This window comes from Cellulomonas xiejunii (genome assembly GCF_024508315.1).
Lineage (GTDB): Bacteria > Actinomycetota > Actinomycetes > Actinomycetales > Cellulomonadaceae > Cellulomonas > Cellulomonas xiejunii.
Genome location: NZ_CP101987.1, coordinates 1,302,554 through 1,317,379 on the forward strand (window position 1 = coordinate 1,302,554; position 14,826 = coordinate 1,317,379).

Below are 14,826 nucleotides of genomic sequence, written 5' to 3' on the forward strand. Positions count from 1 at the left end.
GCCGGTGACGGACCGAAGTACCGTGTGCGCGTGAGCGAGACGGACGACGCAGCCGTGGTGGAGATGTGGACCGACGGCGCCTGCAAGGGCAACCCCGGCGTGGGTGGCTGGGGGGCCTGGATGCGCTTCGGCGACCAGGAGAAGGAGCTGTGGGGTGGCGAGGCCGCCACCACCAACAACCGCATGGAGCTCACGGCGGTCATCGAAGGGCTGCGGGCGCTGCGCCGCCCCTGCCGGGTGACGCTGCACGTCGACTCGACGTACGTCATGAACGGGCTCACCAAGTGGCTGCCCAACTGGAAGCGCAACGGCTGGGTCACGGGGGAGAAGAAGCCCGTGAAGAACAAGGAGCTCTGGCAGGCGCTCGAGATCGAGGTCGAGCGTCATCACGTGACGTGGGTCTGGGTGAAGGGCCACGCGGGCGACCCGGGCAACGAGCGGGCCGACGGGCTGGCCAACCGCGGCGTCGACGACGTGCGGGCCGGCGTGCGCTGACGCGGCCGTCGCCCGCGCGCGTCCGCCCGGGCCGACGACTCAGCGCACCGCGCGGAGCCACCGACGCCGGCCGGTCGGCGCAGCAGGTGGTGGGTCCAGCGGGAGACCGGCGTGGAAGCAGACGGCCCGGGCCTGGCCCGGCGACAGCCCGGCCGAGGGCAGCAGCGCGACCAGGCGTGACCGCTGTTCGGCCCCCGGGGTGCCCCACGTCGTGGCTGCGGAGTGCTGGAGCCAGCTCGCCACGCCCGTGCGCCCGAGCTCGGCGAGGTGCGGGTCGGGGTCGGTCGCCGCGCGCACGTCGGCCTCGACGCGGTGCCACCCGCCGTGCGCGCGCGTCAGACGCCACGCGGTGCGACGGTGAGCGGGGTCGTCGGAGGCCCACGGCGGTGCCGCATGACGCAACGGCAGGCCTCGACGTGCGAGCAGGGCGCCGACGGCGGTGCTGACCGCGGGGCTCGGGTCGAGCAGCAGGGGCGTCAGCAGATCGGCGACCTCTGAACCCGGCGCCAGGCCGAGCGTCGCGCGGGCCGCGGCCGCGCGCACGCGTGCGCTGGGATCGCCGAGCGCGGCCACGGCGGGCGCCAGGTCGCGCTCGTCGCCCGCCTCTGCCAGCTCGAGGAGGCTCACGGCGCGTCGCCACGCGGGGCCGCCCGCACCGTCACGGACGGTGCGGTACACCTCGGTCGGGTCGATCCCGCGCCGTCGTGCGCGTGGCCGTGCGAGCTCCCGGACGCGCGGCGCACGGTCGAGCAGCAGCGCGGCGAGGGTCTCGACGGCAAGCGCGTCGGCCGGCAACGCGTCGAGTGCCGTGACACGCACCTCGACGGACCGCGCGGTCAGCAGCGCGGTCAGCGAGGCGACGTCCCCCGCGTCGGCGAGCCGCTGCGCGCACCACGCGCGCGACCACTGGTCGGGGTCGTGCAGCGCCACCGCGACCAGCTCGCCCGGCGTGAGCGGCTCGCGCTCGGGCGCGTCCACGAGGGCCCACCGTCGCACGGCCCGGCGCCCGCTGGCACGCAGGGTCGTGGCACCGGCGACCCGCAGGGCGCGGTCCCGGACCCGGTCGACGGGGTCCGGCGAGGTCGTGCGGTCGCAGCCGGCGAGCAGGACGTCGAGTGCCGCCTCGATCGTCGCGGTGTCCACGAGGACCGCGTCGAGCGACGCCCACGCCGCGTCCCGCACGGACGCGACGTGGTCGAACGTCCGTACGGCGAGCGCGGCCGCCGCCAGCGGACCCGCCGACGCCCCGAGGGCGTGGGTGGCGCGCTGCCGGACCCGGCCGTCGACGTGCAGGCTGGTGACAGCCGCCACGAGGCCTGACGGTTCGAGGAGGGTCGGACCCAGCCAGCCCTGCGTGCCCTCCACGCGGTGCGTCGAGCCCGCGGGATCCCAGGAACGGGCCGACCGGTCGACCCGGAGCCAGCCGCGGCCGTCGAGGCCGTGCAACAGAGCGCCCGCCGCGTGCCACGCGCCCGGGTCGTCGCGCACGGCTGCCGGCACGACGCTGCGCAGCAGCTCGCGGGGAGATGACGTCACGGGCCCACTGTGCCGTGGGCGCAGGCTGCCCGCCCGTCTTTTGGCGGACGTCGGTGTGCGCGGTGACGACCGGCGGGGCGGCTGTCGTCACCGCCCCCTGCCTCCCGAGCCGTCAGGCCCCGACGGGCGTCCACCGCGCGTCGTCGGCCGCGGACCGCTCGACCGCGTCCAGCACCCGCTGCACCTGCAGGCCGTCCGCGAACGTCGGCGCCGGGTGGGTACCCGCCGCGACCGCCTCGACGAGGTCGACGACCTGGTGCGTGAACGCGTGCTCGTAGCCCAGGCCGTGGCCGGTGGGCCACCAGCTGCCCGTGTACGGGTGCTCGGGCTCGGTGACGTACACGCGCCGGAAGCCCTGCAGGCCGGCCGGGTCGTGCGCGTCGTACACGTGCAGGACGTTCATGTCCTCGAAGTCGAACGCGATCGACCCCTCGGTGCCGTTGATCTCGACGCGGATGGCGTTGCGCCGCCCGAGCGCGAAGCGCGTCGCCTCGAACAGCGCGAGCCCGCCGCCCGAGAGGCGCGACGTGAACACCGCGGCGTCGTCGACCGTGACCGGCCCCGTCGCGCCGCTCGTGTCCCCGACGCCCGACAGGCCGCCGAACTCCGCTGCGACCGGCCGCTCGGTGACGAACGTCGCGAGCTGCGCCGACACGCCTGTCAGGGTCTCGCCCGTGATGAACTGCACGAGGTCGATGACGTGGGCGCCGATGTCGCCCAGCGACCCCGACCCGGCCGTGGCCTTGTCGAGCCGCCACGACAACGGCGTCGCGGAGTCGGACAGCCAGTCCTGCAGGTACAGCCCGCGGGCGTGCCGCACGGTGCCGATGCGTCCCTCGGCGACCAGCCGGCGCGCCAGGGCGATCGCCGGGACGCGGCGGTAGGAGTACCCGACCATGGCGACCTGGTCGGGGGCGGCCTGCGCGGCCGCGACCATCGCCTCGGCCTCGGCCACCGAGTTGGCGAGCGGCTTCTCGCACAGCACGTGCTTGCCCGCCTCGAGTGCGGCGATCGCGATCTCCGCGTGCGTGTCACCCGGCGTGCAGATGTCGACCAGGTCGACGTCGTCGCGCTCGAGCAGCTCGCGCCAGTCGGTCGTCGACGAGCGCCAGCCCAGGCGGGCCGCAGCGGCGGCCGTGCGCTGCGCGTCGCGCCCGGCGACGACCGCCAGGTCGGGGCGCAGCGGCAGGTCGAAGAACCGGGGCGCCGTCTGCCACGCGTGCGAGTGGGCCAGGCCCATGAACGCGTGGCCGACCATGCCGACGCCCAGCCGTGGCGCGGTCACGAGGCGGCCCGGGGGAGCGGGGTGGACGGGGTGCGGGCCATGTCGGGCCTCCCGGGGGTCGTGAGGTCGGCGAGCGGGACGAGCGGCGGGACGTCGCACGTGCTGGTGACGGCCAGCCGGGCGCCCGCGTCCGCCGCGCGCAGCACCGTCTCCATGGTGTCGAGCACGTGCAGCGCCACGTCGGCCGACGCGCGCGTCGTGCGGCGGTCGGCGCTGCGGGCGGCGTCGACGAGTCCCGCCCCCCGCCCGGCGTTCGCGTACCCGGCGGACGGCGGCAGCGTCTGCCACTCGCCGCCGCGCGCGTGGACGAGCACGTCACCCTCGAACCGGTTGGGGTCGGGGACCAGCAGCGAGCCTTCCTCACCGTGCACCTCGATGGGGCGCGCCATCGAGGCGGGCGCGTCGAAGCTCATGACGAGCGTCGTCACGGCCCCGGACGCGTGCTCGACCAGCGCCGTGACGTGCGTCGCGACGCCGACGGGCACGAGCTCCCCGGCGCGCGGCCCCTGGCCGATCGTGCGGTGCGTGCGCGGCTGGGTGGCCACACCCTGGACTGCCGTGACCGGTCCGAGCAGGTGCACGAGCGTCGTCAGGTAGTACGGGCCCATGTCGAGCAGCGGACCGCCGCCCGGGGCGTAGTAGAAGTCCGGCTGTGGGTGCCAGGCCTCGTGCCCACCACAGGCCATGGTGGCGGTCGCGGCCACGGGACGGCCGATCGCGCCGGACTCGACCGCCGCCCGTGCGGTCTGTACCCCGGTGCCGAGCACGGTGTCCGGCGCGCCACCGAGCGCGACGCCGGCCGTGGCGGCGGCGTCCAGCACGCGTCGGGCCGAGGTGACCGTCGCGCAGAACGGCTTCTCGTTGTAGACGGACCGGCCGTGCGCGACCGCCGCCAGCGCGACCTCCTCGTGCGCGGCGGGCGTCGTCAGGTCCAGGACCCACTCGACGTCGTCGTGCGCCAGCAGGTCCGGCAGGTCGAGCGCGCGGACGCCGTGGCGCCCCGCGACCGTGTCCGCGCGGCCACGGTCCAGGTCGGCGACCGCGACGATCTCGAGCTCGGGCGTGGTCGCGGCGGTCGTCAGGTAGGCGTTCGAGATGACGCCGCAACCGACGACGCCGACCCTCAGCGGCTCGCCCACACCATGCTCCTCTCGATCATCGAGCGGACGCTGGGGTGCTCGAGCACGTCGAGGCTGTGGCCGGGCGTGACGACGCAGATCCGCCCTTCGCCCCACTGGCGCGTCCAGACGGCCGGGCACGTGATGGTGCGGTGCCAGGGGTGCCATGGCGGTGCGGGGTGCGTGGTCGTGGCGAGCACGTCGTTGAGGTCGTCCGTGAGCACCCAGTACTGCTCGGTCGTGAGCTCGAATGACTCGAGCCCGGCGGTGACGGGGTGGTCGGCCGCGGCGGGCAGCATGTCGACCGTGTAGGGCAGGTAGTTGTCGGACTGGTCGCCGTGGCACTCGTCGGGGTGCTTGGACGGGTGGGTGGCGAACTGGCCGCCGATCAGCTGCAGGTAGTCGGAGCTGTTGCGGAACGAGTCGGCGATGCCGCCGTGCCAGCCGACCAGCCCGGTGCCCGCCGCGACGGCCCTGCGCAGCCCGGCGACGGCCGCGCCGGACGCCTCACCCATCGTGTAGCACTGCACGATCAGGTCGACGTCCGACATCGCGTCCTCGGCGTAGACCTCGGGGGTGTCCACGACCCGGACCGTGTGGCCCGTCGCCTCGAGGTGGGGGAGGAACATGTCCGTCGCGGCGACGGGCGCGTGCCCGTCCCAGCCGCCCCGGACCACCAGAGCCTGCTTCACGTGGAGCCTTCCGTGGGGACCTCGCGTCGGTGAGAGATCGATCTCTCGCACGGTAGCGGGTGACCCGGGCGGAGGCCAGGAGGTCAGACGGACTCGCGTGCCGTGAGCGTCGTGGGCAGCAGGACGTGCTGTGGCTCGACGTGCGGGTCGGCCAGCACCTCGAGCACGAGCTCGGCCGCACGCGCCCCCAGCTCGCGCAGCGGCTGGCGCACGGACGTCAGCGGCGGGTCGCACGTCTCGGCGACGACGGTGTCGTCGAACCCGACGACCGACACGTCGTCCGGCACGCGCCGCCCGCCGGCCTCCAGCACGCGCAGGGCGCCGAGCGCCATGAGGTCCGAACCGGCGAACAGCCCGTCGACCGTGGGGTCCCGGCGCAGCACCGACGCGGCCGCCGACGCCCCCGACGACATCGAGAACGACCCGTGGACGACGGGTCCGGGGGGCAGACCCCACGCCGCGAGCTCATCCCGGAAGCCGCGTGTGCGCTCGTCCGCCGGTGCATAGCCCGCAGGCCCGGCGATCGTCGCCACCCGGCGCCGGCCCGCCTCCAGCAGCGTCCGCGCGGCGAGGCGACCACCGCCGTAGTTGTCGCTGTCCACCGAGGTCAGGGCCTTGTCCATGCTGGCTCGAGGGCGCCCGACGAACACGACGGGCAGCGGGAGCCCGCCGAGCTCGGCGAAGAGCGGCTCGGACTCGCGCTGCAGCACGACGACCGCGGCGTCGACATGCCCGGAGGTCAGGTAGCGCAGCAGCGGCGCGCGGTCGCGGCCGTCGTCGAGCAGGAGCACGGGCTGCACCGACCGCGCGAACAGCACGGCCGTCGCACCCCGCAGCGGGGCACCGACGAACGGCCCGCCCTGGCCCTCGAGCTCGCTGCTCGGTGCGACCAGCGCGACCGAGCCCGTCGCGCCGCTGCGCAGCGCGCGTGCCGCAGTGTTGGTGCGGTAGTCGAGGTCGGCGGCCGCGGCGCGCACGCGACGCGCGAGCTCGGCGTCGACGCTGGGCAGCCCGGCCAGCGCCCGTGAGGCGGTCGCGCGGGACACGCCCGCCGCGCGCGCGACGTCGAGCAGCGTGGGGCGCGCCGACCGGCTCATGGACGCATGGTGCCACGGTGAAGGTCCGCCGGGGCGCTCGGAGATCGATCTCTGAGCCGAGATGACGAACACGCCGTCGGCTGCCAGGCTGACGCCCGTGAGCACCGTCGCCACCCCGTCCTCGTCCGTCGTCACGCTGTTCGACCTGTCGGCCGTGCGGCTGCTCGACGGTCCGCCGGCGGCCGCGCAGCGCACCGCGCGGGAGTACCTGCTGGGGCTGCGGCCCGAGCGGCTCCTGGCGCCGTTCCGGCGCGAGGCAGGCCTGGCGCCCCGAGCCGAGCCGTACGGCAGCTGGGAGTCGATCGGCCTGGACGGCCACATCGGCGGCCACGCGCTGTCGGCTGCGTCGCTGCAGTGGGCCGCGACCGGGGACGAACGCGCGGCCGCGATGGCGCGGGTGCTGGTCGACGGACTCGTCGAGTGCCAGGACGCGTTGGGCACCGGGTACGTCGGGGGCGTGCCGGGCGGGGTCGCGCTGTGGGAGTCGGTCGCGTCGGGCGGTGCCGAGGCCGGCACGTTCGACCTCGGTGGCGCGTGGGTGCCCTGGTACAACGTGCACAAGACGTACGCCGGGCTCATCGACGCCGCGCGCTACGCGCCCGCCGACGTCGCGGCCCGGGCGCTGGACGCCGCCGTGCGGCTGGGGGACTGGGGTGTCGCGCTGTCGGACCGGCTCGACGACGAGGCGTTCGCTCGCATGCTGCGCACCGAGTTCGGCGGCATGTGCGAGGCGTACGGCGACCTCGCCGAGCTGACGGGCGACGCGCGCTACGCCGCGCTGGCCCGGCGGTTCGCCGACGAGTCGCTGCTCGCGCCGCTACGCGAGGGGCGTGACGCGCTCGACGGCCTGCACGCCAACACGCAGGTCGCGAAGGTCGTCGGCTGGCCGGGGATCGGGGAGGTCGACGCGGCCGCGACGTTCGTCCGTCACGTGCTGGACCGGCGCACCCTGGCGTTCGGAGGCAACTCGGTGTCCGAGCACTTCACGCCCGATGCGCAGGCCCACGTCCTGCACCGTGAGGGCCCCGAGTCGTGCAACACCGCCAACATGCTCGAGGTGGAGCGCCGGCTGTACGCCCTGACCGGCGACACCGCGCTGCTCGACGCGGCGGAGCGGCAGCTCGTCGACCACGTGCTCTCCGCGCAGCACCCCGACGGCGGGTTCGTGTACTTCACGCCCGCCCGGCCGGGGCACTACCGCGTCTACTCCGCGCGCGACGAGTGCATGTGGTGCTGCGTCGGCACGGCGCTCGAGACGTACGCGCGGCTCGGTGAGCTCGCGTACGCGCACGTCGGCGGCGACCTGCTGGTGAACCTGCCCGTGCCGTCGACACTCGACTGGGCGGAGCGCGGCGTGCGGGTGCGGCTCGCCTCGACGTACCCGGCGGCGCTGGCGGCCACCGAGGTCGCGCTGACGGTCGACGTCGCCGCGCCCGTCGAGCTCGCGGTACACGTCCGACGCCCGGCGTGGGCACGCGAGGACGTCGTGCTGTCCGTCGACGGGGCGGCCGTGACGCCCGCGTCCGAGCGGGACGGCTACGCGACCGTGCGCCGCACGTGGCGCGGGGGCGAGACGGTCACCTGGAGCCTCGTCGCGGGCCCCGCGGCCGAGCGACTGCCCGGCGACGACGGCTGGGTCGCGCTGCGCTGGGGCCCGGCGACGCTCGCCGCGCGTGGCGACGACGACGACCTCGTGGGCCTGCATGCCGACGACGCCCGCATGGGGCACGTCGCGCACGGACCGCTGCGCCCGTTGGCCGACGCGCCGATCCTCGTCGGGTCGGACGACGACCTCGTGAGGGCGCTGCGACCGGCCGGCGACGGCGCGTTCGTCCTCGACCGTGGCACCGACGCGCCCTTGGTGCTCGAACCCCTGCGCACGCTGCACGACGCCCGGTACACCCTCTACTTCCCGGCGGTCCGCGACGCCGCCGACCTCGGACGACGACGCGCCGACCTCGCGGCCCTGGACGACGAGCAGCTCGGCCTCGCGGCCCGCACCGTCGACGCGGTCGCGTGCGGCGAGCAGCAGCCGGAGACCGACCACCACTACGCCGGCTCCGACACGTGGACGGGTGCCGTCGACGGTCGGCACTGGCGCGCGTCGCGTGACCGGTTCTCCTACCGGCTGGCCGACCCCGAGGGTCGCGGCGCGGTGCTGAGGGTCACGTACCTGGCCGAGCCGGGGCGTGCGCGCGTCGTCGTGGACGGCACGGTCGTCGGCGTCGTGGAGGTCACCGACCCGGCACCGGGCACCCGCACCCTGGACCTCCCGGTCGCCGCCGGCCCCCACGAGGTCACCGTCGTGGCCGACCCGTCACCCCCGAGCCGATCCCCGGCCCCGACCAGATCCGCGACCCCGACACCGACCCCGAGAATCGTCGCCCTCCACCTCCTGACCCACCCCCACTGACCCACCCCACTGACCCACCCCCACCCGCCGAACTCGTCCTTTGGCGGCTTCTGAACGGTCAGAAGCCGCCAAAGGACGAGGTCGCCGTCAGGGCTGGGGGTCGACGGGGTCGGAAGCCGCCAAAGGACGAGTTCGCCGTCAGGGCTCGGCGTTGACGTGGGTCAGCAGTCGGTGGCGGAGGGTCGTCGAGCGGTCCGCGTAGTCGCGTTGCCGACGGACGTACTCGGCCTTGCCGTCGGGGGTCTCGATCGCGACCGGCTCCAGCCCGTAGGACGTCACGTCGTACGGGCTGGCCTGCATGTCGGTCGTCCGGATCTCCCGCGCGAGCTCGAAGCAGTCGAGCAGCAGCCCCCCGGGAACAAGAGGCCCGAGCTTCAGCGCCCACTTGTAGCAGTCCATCGCCGCGTGCAGGCACCCCGGCTGCTCCATCGCGGTCTGCGTCTCGCGCGTCGGGGACAGCGTGTTGCGCCCGACCGCCTCCGGCGTGAAGAACCGGAACGCGTCGAAGTGCGTGCAGCGGATGCGGTGCGCCTCGACGACCGCGTCGGTCCCGGCGCCGCCGAGCCGCAGCGGCAGGGGGTGGCGGTGCGCGTCGTCGCCCTCGCGATAGACCATCGCCCACTCGTGCAGCCCGAAGCACCCGGTCGCCGCGGGCCGGGACGCGGTCGCGGCGAGCAGCCCGGCGACGAACCGCACGGTGTCCCCGCGGGCGTCGAGGAACGCCGCGACGTCGAGCGTCACCGTGCCGTCGTCGTCGGTGCGGTACCAGCGCCACGCCGCGTGCGGGGCGGGACCGTCCGGCCCGGCGGCCAGCGCGACCCCGGCGCCCGGGTGCCACCGGCGCAGCTGGGCAGGCGTCGCCGGGTAGTACTCGAACAGGAAGTCCTCGATCGCGTGCTTCTCGTGCCGGGAGCGGCGCGCACGGTGCCCGGCGGTGAGCGCGTCGGCGCGCTCGGCGTGCGCGGCGGCGCGCGCCGACCACGTGGCCGCGTCGAGCACGGTCAGGGAAGGGGCGGCGGACGGGACCACGGGCACAGGTCCAGGGTAGGTCGCCCGGCAGGTCCGCCGGTGAGGAGCACGTCGCCGCGGCTCAGCCGCCGGGGCAGTCGCCCGAGCCGCTGTAGCACGTCATGTCCACGTCCTCGACGGGCAGGGGCACGTCGTCCGAGCCCTCGGGCAGGCCGGTCACGATGCGCGCCTCGACCCCCTCCCGCACGGGCACGAGCCCGTCGGGGCAGTCCACCTCCTCGGTGGTGACGTGTCCCCGTTCGCCGACAGCGCCGTCGGCGGAGCCGGTGGTGGCGGTGGTCCTCATGCAGGCCCCGACCATCCCCTCGCCGTACCCACCCGCGTCGTCGAGGGCCCGCATCGCGATCGCGACGACGAGCTCGACGCGGCCGTCGTCACCGGTCGAGGCGCGCACGTCCTCGATCAGCGTCTCCTCGACGAACGCGTCGACGACCGACTGCCCCGTGGCCTCGGGGTCGCGTGAACGGACGGCCAGCATGCCGCGGTGGACGCTGTGGGCCACCAGAACGAGCTGGCCCGACTCCGTGCCGAGCTCGGCGGGGGCGGCCGACCCGCTGCAACCACCCGTCACCGCGGCGAGCGCGAGCGACGCGACCACCAGCGGGTGGGCGGTCCGCCGTCGGGGCCGTGCGGGATGAACGGGAGCCGCGTGCATGACGCTCCGATCGGTCGCGGGAGGGTTCGTGACCGTAGCAGGTCGGGCACGGGGGAGACCGGGACGAAGGGGACGGGTCGGATCTCCTCGCGCGGTGTCCGCCGGTTGCCCCGGGTGCCGCCCGCGGGCAGGGTGACGCTCGTGCGCGAGCTGCTGCGGTCCCTGCCTGCCCTGTCCGGCGACGCGCCCGCCTTCGACCCCGACGCGGCCCCGGACGACCCGCTCGAGCTGTTCGCGACGTGGTTCGCCACCGCCGTCGAACGCGGCGTCCCCGAGCCGCACGCCGCGACCCTCGCGACCGCGGACGCCGACGGCCGTCCCTCGGCCCGCGTGCTCGTCCTCAAGGACCTCGATGCCGACGGCCTCGCGTTCGCGACCGACGCCCGCAGCGCGAAGGCGGGGGACCTGGCGGTGAACCCGCAGGCGGCGGTCAGCTTCTGGTGGCAGCCGGTGGTGCGGCAGGTGCGGGTCGCCGGTGCCGCGCGGTACCTCGGGGACGGGGTCTCCGCGGACGACTACCTCGCGCGGTCGCCCGCGTCGCGTGCCGCTGCCGCGGGCGTGCGCCCGGAGGAGCCCCTGCCGTCGGTCGCGCACCTGCGGCACGCCATGACGCAGGCGCGCGAGCGGATCGACGCCGAGCCGGGCTTCGTCCTGCCGACCTGGCAGGCCTGGCTCGTGGTCCCCGAGGTCGTGGAGTTCTGGCAGGGCAGCGCGGACCGCGCGCATGTCCGCCTGGTGTACCGGCGCGACGTCGCGGGCTGGTCGCACGGCCTCGTCTGGCCGTGACGAGGGCCACGCCGAGTCCGCCCGGGGTCGGTGTAGGGTCTGCCGCATGACCACGACCCCGCGTGCCACCTGCGCCGCCACGTGTCGTCGTCATTCCTGTCGCTGCTGTCGCTGACACGCCTCGACCCCGCCGGACCGCTCCGGCCCCCCCACCCGCGCGACGCGAACCGTCCGCTCCGGTGGCACCCACCCCCGTCCCGTGGTGCTCTCGTCTCTCCTGACCCTTCCCGGGCCTCGTGCCCGCTCGCGAGAGACCGCTGCCCCCGCGCCCCGAAAGGCCCAGCCATGCTCCGCACGTCGCACCGACTGCTCGTCCTGCCCGTCGTCCTCGCCGTCGGTGCGCTGGCCGCCTGCTCGTCCGGCGACGAGGCGCCCCAGGGGGCCGCGGGCTCCGAGGCCGGCGTGCTGCGCGTCGGCACGGAGGGCACGTACTCGCCGTTCAGCTTCCACGACGCCGACGGCGAGCTGACCGGCTACGACGTGGAGGTCGTCACGGCCGTCGCGGACGAGCTGGGCCTCGACGTCGAGTTCTCGGAGACCACCTGGGACTCGATCTTCGCGGGGCTCGAGGCGGAGCGGTACGACGTCATCGCCAACCAGGTCACGGTCAACGACGAGCGGGCCGGGAAGTACGACCTCAGCGAGCCGTACACCGTGTCGACGGGCGTCGCGCTGGTGGCCGCGGACAACGACGCCGTGACGTCGCTCGCCGACGTCTCGGGCCTGACCGCCGCGCAGTCCGCGACGTCGAACTGGTCGCAGGTCGCCACCGACGCGGGTGCGACGGTGGAGTCGGTCGAGGGCCTCACGCAGGCGGTCGCGCTGCTCAAGCAGGGGCGCATCGACGTGACGTTCAACGACGACCTCGCGGTGCTCGACTACCTCAAGCAGTCCGGCGACACGTCGGTGAAGATCGCCTTCGAGACCGGCGACACCGTCGAGCAGGCGTTCGCGCTGCGCAAGGGGTCGGACCTCACGGTCCGCATCGACGAGGCCCTGGCGTCGTTGCGCGCCGACGGCACGCTCACGCAGATCTCGGAGAAGTGGTTCGGTGACGACGTCACCCAGTGAGCCGGACGGGACGCGAGGGCGTGCGATGAGCCGGGGTGACGCATGACGGGGGACACCTGGGACCTCGTCGTCTCGTCGATCGGCCCGCTGCTGTCGGGCGCGATCCGCGGCACGATCCCGCTGACGCTGATCTCGTTCGCCATCGGGCTCGTCCTCGCGCTCGTCGTCGCCCTCGCGCGGCTGTCGCGGAACCGCCTCGTGTCCGGTGCGGCGCGCGTCTACATCTCGTTGATCCGCGGCACGCCGCTGCTCGTGCAGCTGTTCATCATCTTCTACGCCCTGCCGTCGCTGGGGCTGGTCATCGACCCGTTCCCGTCGGCGGTCGTCGCGTTCTCGCTGAACGTCGGCGGGTACGCGGCCGAGACGATCCGCGCCGCGATCCTGTCGGTGCCCCGCGGGCAGTGGGAGGCCGCCGCGACGATCGGCCTGGACCACCGCCTGACGCTGCAGCGCGTCGTGCTGCCGCAGGCCCTGCGCGTCGCGGTGCCGCCGCTGTCCAACACCTTCATCTCGCTGGTCAAGGACACGTCGCTCGCCTCGACGATCATGGTCACCGAGCTGCTGCGCAAGGCGCAGGAGATCGCGGCGCCGACGTACGAGTTCATGACCCTGTACTCGCTGGCGGCGGTCATCTACTGGCTCATCTGCCTGGTGCTGTCGACCGGGCAGTCGCGCCTCGAGCGCCGCCTCGACCGGTTCGTGGCGCACTGACGTGGGAGACGACATGACGAGCGACGCGACCACGCCTGCCGATGCCCGGCCGCTGGTGGAGGTCCGGGGCCTGGAGAAGTCCTTCGGGGAGCTGCACGTGCTGCGCGGCATCGACCTGACCGTCGACCGCGGCAGCGTCACCGTGCTCATCGGCCCGTCCGGCTCCGGCAAGACGACCCTCCTGCGCTGCCTCAACTCCTTGGAGATCCCCGACGCGGGCACGGTGCGGGTGGACGACGTCGAGCTCGACCTGACGCGTCGCCCCACGCGTGCCGAGCTGCGGCGTCTGCGCGCGACCTCCGGCATGGTGTTCCAGTCCCATCAGCTCTTCCCGCACCGCACGGCGCTGCAGAACGTCACGGAGGGGCCGCTGTTCGCCCAGCGGCGCCCAGCCGGTGAGGTGGTGCTCGAGGCGACGGCGCTGCTCGCGAAGGTCGGGCTCGCCGACAAGGCCGACGCGTACCCGCACGAGCTGTCGGGCGGTCAGCAGCAGCGTGTGGGGATCGCCCGTGCCCTGGCGCTGCGCCCGCGGCTCCTGCTGTTCGACGAGCCGACGTCCGCGCTGGACCCCGAGACCGTGGGGGAGGTGCTCGCCGTCATGCGTGACCTGGCGGCGGAGGGCTGGACGATGGTCGTCGTGACGCACGAGATCAGGTTCGCGCGCCAGGTGGCCGACCACGTCGTCTTCATGGACGGCGGTGTCGTCGTCGAGGAGGGGCAGCCTGACGACGTGCTGGCCGACCCGCGCCACGAGCGCACGCGGCGGTTCCTGCAGCGGATCCTCGACCCGCTCTGAGCCCTACGTCGCCCGGTCAGCGCGCCGGGTCGTCGACGGGGTCGGTGCGCGGGTCGTCGTGCGCACGTGCCGGGGCCGGTCCGTCCCCCGGCTCGGGGCGCGGGGGCAGCGTGTCAGGTGCGACGTCCGCGGCGCGCACGGACACGGCGTGCAGCAGGGTCTCCAGCGGGCCGCGTCCCACGGTGGCGTGCCACAGCCAGCAGAACCCGACGGTGACCAGCAGGAACGCCAGCCAGCTCGTGGCGGTCGGCTGCCAGACCACGTCGTCGCCCAGCACGGCGATGGCCAGGAGCTGCCCGGTGTACGCCGTCAGGGCGAGCGCGCCCGTCGCCGACACGGGCGCCAGCGCGCGCGGCCACCGCACGCCGACGGCCAGGCAGACGGCGAGCACCAGCAGGCACGTGCCGGTGTTGCCGGTGACCTCGAAGAACGTCGACGAGTGGGGCTCCGCCGTCGTCAGCTCGGTGACCCGCCCGAGCAGGAGCCGCGCCGCCCACGCACCGCCGTGACCCAGCACGACGAGCCCCGCACCCCAGGCGGCCAGCGCCGCGTGCGTGCGTCCGGCGCGCAGGTCGCTGCGGCCCACCGCGAGCCCGACCAGCACGTACGCGATCCACACGATGGCCGGGTAGTACTCGCCGAGCAGCACCGTCAGCAGGTCCAGCGGTCGGGCGTCGTCGACCTCGACGTGCCCGGCGAGCTGCTGGCGCAGCACGGGCCCGAGCAGCGCGACGACGGTGGCCGCGACGACCAGCGCCCAGCGCGGCCACCGCAGCACCGCCGTGCCGGCCGCGAAGAGCGCGGCGTAGACGACGAGGATCACGACGACGGGCGTCTCGAGGAGAACCAGGCCCGTCCCGAGGACCACGAGCAGCACGGCACGCACGAGGATCCGCAGCCGCGCCTGGACCAGGCGCGTGCCCAGGACCGGGGCTTCCCCGCCGGACAGCAGCGCGAGGCCCACGCCTGCCAGCAGGACGAACAGCGCGGACGGCCGGCCGTCCGCGAGCTGCGCCCAGCCGCCGGGCGGGAAGGTGCGCTCGGGGTCGGCCAGGCCGACGTGCGCGGTCACCATGCCGAGCACGGCGAGTCCACGGGCGGTGTCCACCCCGACGATGCGTCGCACCCTGGGCATGCTAGAC

The 14,826-nt window shown here is 74.9% G+C and carries 14 protein-coding genes; 6 read left to right on the forward strand and 8 right to left on the reverse strand.

The features are described from left to right. Nucleotides 1–63 precede the first annotated feature (63 nt). A complete protein-coding gene (rnhA, locus tag NP048_RS05985) occupies nucleotides 64–495 on the forward strand; it encodes a ribonuclease HI (RefSeq protein ID WP_227577705.1) in 432 nt (143 codons plus the stop codon). A 39-nt stretch (nucleotides 496–534) separates the two neighbouring features. On the opposite strand, the gene NP048_RS05990 is transcribed toward rnhA, so the two are convergent. From NP048_RS05990 to NP048_RS06010, 5 genes are all read right to left on the reverse strand, one after another. Beyond that, on the reverse strand, nucleotides 535–2,031 hold the full coding sequence (locus NP048_RS05990) for a hypothetical protein (RefSeq protein ID WP_227577303.1): 1,497 nt from the start codon (nucleotides 2,029–2,031) through the stop codon (nucleotides 535–537). Between the two features lie 112 nt (nucleotides 2,032–2,143). After that, nucleotides 2,144–3,289 (reverse strand): Gfo/Idh/MocA family protein, encoded by a 1,146-nt coding sequence (locus NP048_RS05995; RefSeq protein ID WP_227577706.1) that lies wholly within the window; start codon nucleotides 3,287–3,289, stop codon nucleotides 2,144–2,146. 23 nt (nucleotides 3,290–3,312) lie between these two features. Next, nucleotides 3,313–4,455 (reverse strand): Gfo/Idh/MocA family protein, encoded by a 1,143-nt coding sequence (locus NP048_RS06000; RefSeq protein ID WP_227577304.1) that lies wholly within the window; start codon nucleotides 4,453–4,455, stop codon nucleotides 3,313–3,315. Next, complete coding sequence (locus NP048_RS06005; protein WP_227577305.1) at nucleotides 4,440–5,126, reverse strand: ThuA domain-containing protein; 687 nt, start codon at nucleotides 5,124–5,126, stop codon at nucleotides 4,440–4,442. The genes NP048_RS06000 and NP048_RS06005 overlap by 16 nt, the downstream gene beginning before the upstream one ends. An 83-nt stretch (nucleotides 5,127–5,209) precedes the next feature. Further along, entirely contained in the window at nucleotides 5,210–6,223 is a 1,014-nt protein-coding gene (locus tag NP048_RS06010) for a LacI family DNA-binding transcriptional regulator (RefSeq protein ID WP_227577306.1), read from the reverse strand. Nucleotides 6,224–6,320: 97 nt separating this feature from the next. Here NP048_RS06010 and NP048_RS06015 point away from each other — a divergent pair, with 97 nt between their 5' ends. Beyond that, nucleotides 6,321–8,636: a beta-L-arabinofuranosidase domain-containing protein gene (locus tag NP048_RS06015; protein WP_227577307.1), complete on the forward strand. Its 2,316-nt coding sequence runs from the start codon at nucleotides 6,321–6,323 to the stop codon at nucleotides 8,634–8,636. Nucleotides 8,637–8,774: 138 nt separating this feature from the next. On the opposite strand, the gene NP048_RS06020 is transcribed toward NP048_RS06015, so the two are convergent. Both NP048_RS06020 and NP048_RS06025 read right to left on the reverse strand, forming a co-directional pair. Beyond that, a complete protein-coding gene (locus tag NP048_RS06020) occupies nucleotides 8,775–9,671 on the reverse strand; it encodes a 3-methyladenine DNA glycosylase (protein WP_372456821.1) in 897 nt (298 codons plus the stop codon). A gap of 55 nt (nucleotides 9,672–9,726) precedes the next feature. Then, nucleotides 9,727–10,320: a hypothetical protein gene (locus NP048_RS06025; protein WP_227577308.1), complete on the reverse strand. Its 594-nt coding sequence runs from the start codon at nucleotides 10,318–10,320 to the stop codon at nucleotides 9,727–9,729. Nucleotides 10,321–10,461: 141 nt separating this feature from the next. Here NP048_RS06025 and NP048_RS06030 point away from each other — a divergent pair, with 141 nt between their 5' ends. The 4 genes from NP048_RS06030 to NP048_RS06045 all read left to right on the forward strand — a co-directional run bounded on the left by NP048_RS06030 (nucleotide 10,462) and on the right by NP048_RS06045 (nucleotide 13,684). Then, on the forward strand, nucleotides 10,462–11,106 hold the full coding sequence (locus NP048_RS06030) for a pyridoxine/pyridoxamine 5'-phosphate oxidase (RefSeq protein ID WP_227577309.1): 645 nt from the start codon (nucleotides 10,462–10,464) through the stop codon (nucleotides 11,104–11,106). A 285-nt stretch (nucleotides 11,107–11,391) separates the two neighbouring features. Further along, nucleotides 11,392–12,177, forward strand: coding sequence for an amino acid ABC transporter substrate-binding protein (locus NP048_RS06035; RefSeq protein ID WP_227577310.1), 786 nt, complete (start codon nucleotides 11,392–11,394; stop codon nucleotides 12,175–12,177). 42 nt (nucleotides 12,178–12,219) lie between these two features. After that, on the forward strand, nucleotides 12,220–12,888 hold the full coding sequence (locus tag NP048_RS06040; protein ID WP_227577311.1) for an amino acid ABC transporter permease: 669 nt from the start codon (nucleotides 12,220–12,222) through the stop codon (nucleotides 12,886–12,888). A 13-nt stretch (nucleotides 12,889–12,901) separates the two neighbouring features. Then, the gene (locus NP048_RS06045; protein WP_284439726.1) at nucleotides 12,902–13,684 is read left to right on the forward strand and encodes an amino acid ABC transporter ATP-binding protein; all 783 of its coding nucleotides are present in this window, start codon (nucleotides 12,902–12,904) and stop codon (nucleotides 13,682–13,684) included. A gap of 16 nt (nucleotides 13,685–13,700) precedes the next feature. Here the strand turns inward: NP048_RS06045 and NP048_RS06050 are convergent, their stop codons facing one another. Further along, nucleotides 13,701–14,819, reverse strand: a complete 1,119-nt coding sequence (locus NP048_RS06050) for a heparan-alpha-glucosaminide N-acetyltransferase domain-containing protein (protein WP_227577312.1) — start codon at nucleotides 14,817–14,819, stop codon at nucleotides 13,701–13,703. Between the last annotated feature and the right edge of the window lie 7 nt (nucleotides 14,820–14,826).